5 protein-coding genes are annotated in these 5,982 nt (G+C 69.5%); 3 read left to right on the top strand and 2 right to left on the bottom strand.

Annotated elements, in window-relative coordinates; all coding sequences use genetic code 11:
- Positions 1–1,480: BCCT family transporter (locus VJ976_RS01170; protein WP_324098099.1), on the bottom strand; the 1,480-nt coding region annotated here is incomplete at its 3' end.
- A gap of 93 nt (positions 1,481–1,573) precedes the next feature.
- Positions 1,574–2,635 carry a uroporphyrinogen decarboxylase gene (gene hemE, locus VJ976_RS01165; RefSeq protein WP_324098097.1) on the bottom strand — a complete coding sequence of 354 codons (1,062 nt, stop codon included), beginning with the start codon at positions 2,633–2,635 and terminating at the stop codon, positions 1,574–1,576.
- 71 nt (positions 2,636–2,706) lie between these two features.
- Between hemE and VJ976_RS01160 the strand changes: the two genes are divergently transcribed.
- The 3 genes from VJ976_RS01160 to VJ976_RS01150 all read left to right on the top strand — a co-directional run.
- On the top strand, positions 2,707–3,345 hold the full coding sequence (locus tag VJ976_RS01160) for a DUF3000 domain-containing protein (RefSeq protein ID WP_324098095.1): 639 nt from the start codon (positions 2,707–2,709) through the stop codon (positions 3,343–3,345).
- Positions 3,346–3,349: 4 nt separating this feature from the next.
- Complete coding sequence (locus VJ976_RS01155) at positions 3,350–4,648, top strand: ribonuclease D (protein WP_324098093.1); 1,299 nt, start codon at positions 3,350–3,352, stop codon at positions 4,646–4,648.
- Positions 4,649–4,663: 15 nt separating this feature from the next.
- Positions 4,664–5,982: helix-turn-helix domain-containing protein (locus tag VJ976_RS01150; protein WP_324098091.1), on the top strand; the 1,319-nt coding region annotated here is incomplete at its 3' end.

The raw sequence follows: 5,982 nt of genomic DNA, 5'->3' as shown, positions 1-5,982 counted from the left end.
GCGAGCCGGAGTCGGCGCTGGTGACGAAGAAGATCGCCAGCATGAACATCACCACGACCGAGGTGATGCCGGCTGCGGGCAAGGCATCCAGCATCCGGAACAGCATGTCCTGCGGCGACTCGGCGCCACCGATGTCGGCGGTCCCGTCGAACTGCAGCTTCATGGCCGTGCCACCGGAGATCGCGAAGGCGACGAAGCAGACCAGCGTCGGGGCGATCAGCACCACCGTCACGAACTCGCGCAACGTGCGGCCCCGCGAGATGCGGGCGATGAAGATCCCGACGAAGGGCGTCCAGGAGATCCACCACGCCCAGTAGAAGACCGTCCAGGCGTTCACGAACTCCTCGGCCGCGTCACCGCGGGAGGCGGAGCGGCCCATCATCATCGGCAGGTCGCGCATGTACTCCAGCAGCGTGGAGGGGATGAAGTTGAGCAGGAACAGCGTCGGGCCGCCGATGAAGATGAAGATACCGAGCAGGGCGGCCAGCACCATGTTGATGTTCGACAGCCACTGGATGCCCTTGGACACACCGGACACCGCCGAGGCGATGAACGCGATGCTCAGGACCATGATGATCCCGATGATCGCCGTGTTGCCCAGCGGTCCGATGCCGGAGACGATCTCGATGCCGCGGCCGATCTGAAGGGCGCCGATACCCAGGCTGACCGCCGTGCCGAAGAGCGTGGCGATGATGGCGAAGATGTCGATGACCTTCCCCGCCGGGCCCTTGGCGTGCTTCGGGCCGAAGATCGGCTCCAGGATGCTCGACATCAGCGGCACCCGACCGCGGCGGTAGGCGCCGTAGGCGACCGCGCCGCCCACGAGGGCATACATCGCCCACGCGTTCAGACCCCAGTGGAACGTGGTCTGAGCCAAGGCGGTGTGCATGGCGTCGATGGTCTCGGGCTCAGCCGTGCCGGGCGGCGGCGTCAGGAAGTAGGTCATCGGCTCGTAGGAGCCGAAGAACAGCAGGCCGATGCCCATGCCGGCGCTGAACAGCATGGCCAGCCAGGACAACCGGTTGAACTCGGGCTTCTCGTCGTCCAGGCCGAGCTTGATCTTGCCGAGCCGGGAGAAGCCGACGATCAGCATGAAGATCAGCGCGATGATCGCGAAGACGTTGAACAGCCACCCGATGTTGCTCACCACCCAGGCGAGGGCGGTGTCAGACGTGGCCTGCAGGCCCTCGGTGTTCGTGACACCCCAGGCGATGAAGGCCACGATGGTGATGGCTGTCGCGCCGAAGACCACCTTGTCGGTGCCGTAGCGGACGCGCTGGTCCTCGATGGACACCCCCGGCACCAGGGCGGGGTGGATGCCGTGCGGATAGCTGACACTGCTGACGTCGTCGGCGACGTCCTTGGTGCGGCGGCCGGCGTCGGCCACCTTCTGGCCGGCGTTGCGTGCGGCCCTGTGTTTGGGCTCCTGGGACGTGGAGCCATTCGAGGAGTCCTTGTGCTCCTGCTGATCATCAGACATGCGGTCTACCTCACCGTGAGTCTCGATACTTCGCCGACAGGGGCGCCGACAACCGCACAGCATAGCCCGGGTTCTCGGGAAAAGTGGTTCAGATCACATTTGCGGTGCTGAAGAGCCCTTCTCGTGCACCAGCTCCACCACCTTTGTCAGCACATCCGGGTCGGTCTGCGGGAGCACTCCGTGACCCAGGTTGAAGATGTGGCCGGGCGCGGCGGCGCCCTCGTCGAGGATCCGCCGCACCTGGTCTGCGATGACGTCCCAGGGGGCGAACAGGAGCGCCGGGTCCAGGTTTCCCTGGACGGGGTACTGGCCCTGGGTGCGCGACACGGCGCTGGGCAGGTCGGTGCGGTAGTCGACCCCGATCACGTCAGCCCCAGCGGCGGCCATGTCGGCCAGCAGCTCGCCGGTCCCGACGCCGAAGTGGATGCGCGGCACCCCGGTGCGGGCGAGCCGGTGCAGCACCCGGGCGCTGTGCGGCTCCACGAACTCCCGGTAGTCCCGGCGGGACAGGAAGCCGGCCCACGAGTCGAACAGCTGCACCGCGCTGGCGCCGGCGGCCACCTGCACCTCCAGGAACGCACCGGAGATCTCGGCCAGCCGGGCACACAGGTCGTGCCAGAGCCCCGGGTCGCCGTGCATGAGGGCCTTGGTGCGCTCGTGGTTCTTCGACGGCCCCCCTTCGACGAGGTAGGAGGCCAGCGTGAAGGGTGCCCCCGCGAACCCGATCAGTGGGACCGGCCCGAGCTCGGCGGTGATGTCGGCGACGGAGGCGGCGATGTCGGGGATCATCTCGGCGGTCAGGGCCGGGATGCGGGCCAGGTCAGCACGACTGCGGAACGGACGCGCCATCACCGGCCCTACCCCCGCCCGGATATCGACCTCCACACCGACCGCGTGCAGCGGCACCACGATGTCGCTGAACAGGATCGCCCCGTCCACACCGTGTCTGCGCACCGGTTGCAGGGTGATCTCCGTGACCAGCTCGGGGGTGCGACACGCCGTCAGCATCTCAACCCCTTCGCGCAGAGCGCGGTACTCCGGCAGGGACCGCCCGGCCTGCCGCATGAACCACACCGGGGTGCGCCGCACGGGTAGCCCGCGCGCGGCGCGCACCAGGTCGCTGACGATCTCATCGGGCCCCGGGGTCGTCGTCACGGGGCGATCCTCGCACGCCCTTCGGCGTTGCGATCCGCTGCGGGTCGGGGCCCGCGGCCTACCCTGAGCAGGTGGTCAGCCGCATCCGTCCCGCACGCCCTCCGGCGAAGGAGGTCGACAGCACCCGTGACGCGACGACGTTCGACGACGCCCTGGAAGCGCTGCGCACCTCGGCCATGAGACCCGAGCTGGTCATCGAAGAGGTCCCGGCACCGACGCGCCTGGCCCCGCACGCGGTGGCCCTGGCGGGCGAGGTCATCCCGGGGCACGACACGCACGCCGTGAACGCCGAGGACCCACTCGGCGTGGGTCGGTTCGTCCTGCTCTTCGACCCCGCCGGCCCGGAGCCCTGGGAGGGCCAGTGGCGCGCGGTGACCTACGCGAAGACCACCATCGAGCCGGAGGTAGGCAGTGACCCCCTGGCCGGCGAGGTCGGGTGGTCCTGGCTGACCGAGGCGCTGCAGGCTCGCGGCCTGGGCTGGAGCGCTGAGGCAGGTACGGTCACCAGCGTGAGCTCGCAGAGCTTCGGGGCGCTGGCCGAGCGTGATCCCGTGGTGGAGCTGGAGATCCGGGCCTCATGGACACCGGAGGTGGACACGGCCGCTCAGCTCGGTGGCCACGTACAGGCCTGGGGCGACCTGCTGTGCACCCTTGCCGGGCTGCCGCCGCTGCCGGAAGGCGTCGTGGCCCTACCGGGCGTGCGCCGCTGATCACGTGAGCGACACCTCCGCCACCGAACCCGAGGCCGAGCCCGAGGTCTTCGAGGTCCTGGCCGCCCCCGGTGACGGCGTCCCCGATGTCGTCGACGACGCCGCGGGGCTCGCGGCCGTGGTGGACTCGCTGTCGCAGGGATCGGGCCCGGTGGCGGTCGATGCCGAGCGGGCGTCCGGCTACCGCTACGGCCAGGACGCGTATCTGGTGCAGCTGCGCCGCGAGGGCAGCGGCACCCATCTCATCGACCCCCTGGGCTGCCCGGACCTGTCCAGCGTGGACCGGGCCCTGGCCGACACCGAATGGGTGCTGCACGCGGCCACCCAGGACATCCCCTGCCTGGCCGCCCTCGGGATGCGGCCCCGTCGTCTCTTCGACACCGAGCTGGGAGCGCGGCTGGCCGGGCTGCCGAAGGTGGGGCTCTCGTCGGTGCTGGAGTACTACCTGGGGCTGACTCTGGCCAAGGAGCATTCCGCGGTGGACTGGTCGACCCGGCCACTGCCGACACCCTGGTTGCTCTACGCCGCGCTGGACGTCGAGCTGCTGGTGCCGCTGCGCGACCGGATGGTCCGCGACCTGTCCGAGCAGGGCAAGCTGGCATGGGCGAAGCAGGAGTTCGACGCCCTCACCTCGTTCACCGGCCCCAAGACCAAGCCGGACCCGTGGCGCCGCGTCTCGGGCACCCGGGCGCTGCGCACGCGGCGCCACCTGGCGACGCTGCGCGAGGTCTGGAACACCCGGGAGGAGATCGCCCGGCACCGCGACGTCGCGCCGGGTCGCATCGTGCCGGACTCCACGCTGGTCGACCTGGCCCTGCGCGCCCCCCGGCGCCGGGCCGATCTGCCGGCCGTCAAGCCCGATCCCCACGGGGCGCGCCAGCGGCGGGCACAGCAGGGGCTTCGCCGGCACGCCGCCGAATGGCTGGCGGCCATCAGCGCGGCGGCCGAGATCCCCGAGGACGAGCTCCCGCAGCGCGGGGTGTCGACCCCCGGACCCCCGCCGGCTCGGTCCTGGGCCGATCGCGACCCCGACGCCGCCGCCCGGCTCAACGCCACGAAACCCCTGATGAAGGCGTTGTCCGACCAGCACGACATCCCGGTGGAGAACCTGGTCACCCCGGAGGCACTGCGCCGGGTCCTGTGGCAGCCGCCGCAGACCCTGGAGCTGGCCTCGGTGGAAGCCGCACTGGCCGAGGTCGGCGCCCGGCCGTGGCAGCAGCAGATCGTCGCCCCGGTCGTGCTGCAAGCGCTCGGCTCACTCTCGGGCGCGACACGCCTTGAATGGGAAATATCTCATATGTGATCTAGGTTGGAGCCCGTGTCTGAGCCCTACCTGTCCCGCATCGGCACCCTCATCCGCGATGCCCGCCGCCACAAGAGCCTCACCCAGCACGAGCTGGCCTCTCTGCTGGGGACCAGCCAGAGTGCGGTCGCCCGGATCGAGCAGGGCAAGCAGAACCTCTCACTGGAGATGCTGGCCCGCATCGGTGAGAGCCTCGACTCCGAGATCGTCTCGGTCGGTACCTCGGTGCCGCAGAACCTGCGCATCGCCGGTGGGGTGAGGTTGGCCGGCGAGATCAACGTGCGCACTTCCAAGAACGCGGCGGTCGCCCTGCTCTGCGCATCCATGCTCAACAAGGGACGCACCACGCTACGCAATCTCGCGCGCATCGAGGAGGTCAACCGGATCACCGAGGTGCTGACCAGTATCGGCTTCAAGATCCGGTGGATGCCGGACTCCTCCGACCTGGAGATCGTGCCACCGCGCACGCTGGACCTGGCCGGCATCGACAAGGCCGCGGCCCGGCGCACCCGGACCATCATCATGTTCCTGGGTCCGCTGATGCACGAGCTCGAGCGCTTCGAGCTGCCCTACGCGGGGGGCTGCGACCTCGGCACGCGCACGGTCGAGCCGCACATGATCGCTCTGCGGCAGTTCGGAGTCGACGTGGTGGCGACCGACGGCGCGTACCACGCGACGATCGAGAGCAACCGCTGGCCGCAACGGCCGATCGTGCTGACCGAGCGCGGCGACACGGTGACCGAGAACGTGCTGCTGGCGGCGGCGCGGCACACCGGTGAGACCGTCATCCGCAACGCCAGCTCCAACTACATGGTCCAGGACCTGTGCGTCTTCCTCATGGCCCTGGGAGTGCAGATCGAGGGGCTCGGCACCACGACGCTGACGGTGCGTGGGGTGGAGGAGATCAACATGGACATCGAGTACTCCCCCTCCGAGGACCCGATCGAGGCGATGAGCCTGCTCGCGGCGGGTGTGGTGACAGGCAGCGAGATCACGATCCGTCGGGTCCCGATCGAGTTCATGGAGATCGAGCTGGCCGTCCTGGACACCATGGGTCTGCGCTACGAGATGACCCCGGAGTACACCTCGGCGAACGGGGTCACGCGGCTGGTCGACCTGACCACTGTGCCGGGCCCCCTGCACGCGCCACTGGACAAGATCCACCCGCTGCCCATTCCCGGGCTGAACATCGAGAACCTGCCCTTCTTCGCCATCATCGCCGCCTGTGCCCAAGGGTCGACGATGATCCACGACTGGGTCTACGAGAACCGCGCCATCTATCTCACCGAGCTCACGACCCTCGGCGCCAAGGTCCACCTCATGGACCCCCACCG

Source organism: Ornithinimicrobium sp., from assembly GCF_035267225.1.
In the GTDB taxonomy this organism is placed as follows: Bacteria; Actinomycetota; Actinomycetes; order Actinomycetales; family Dermatophilaceae; genus Ornithinicoccus.
The sequence above is the reverse complement of the archived record's forward strand: the minus strand, read 5'-3'. Positions and strand labels throughout refer to the sequence as shown.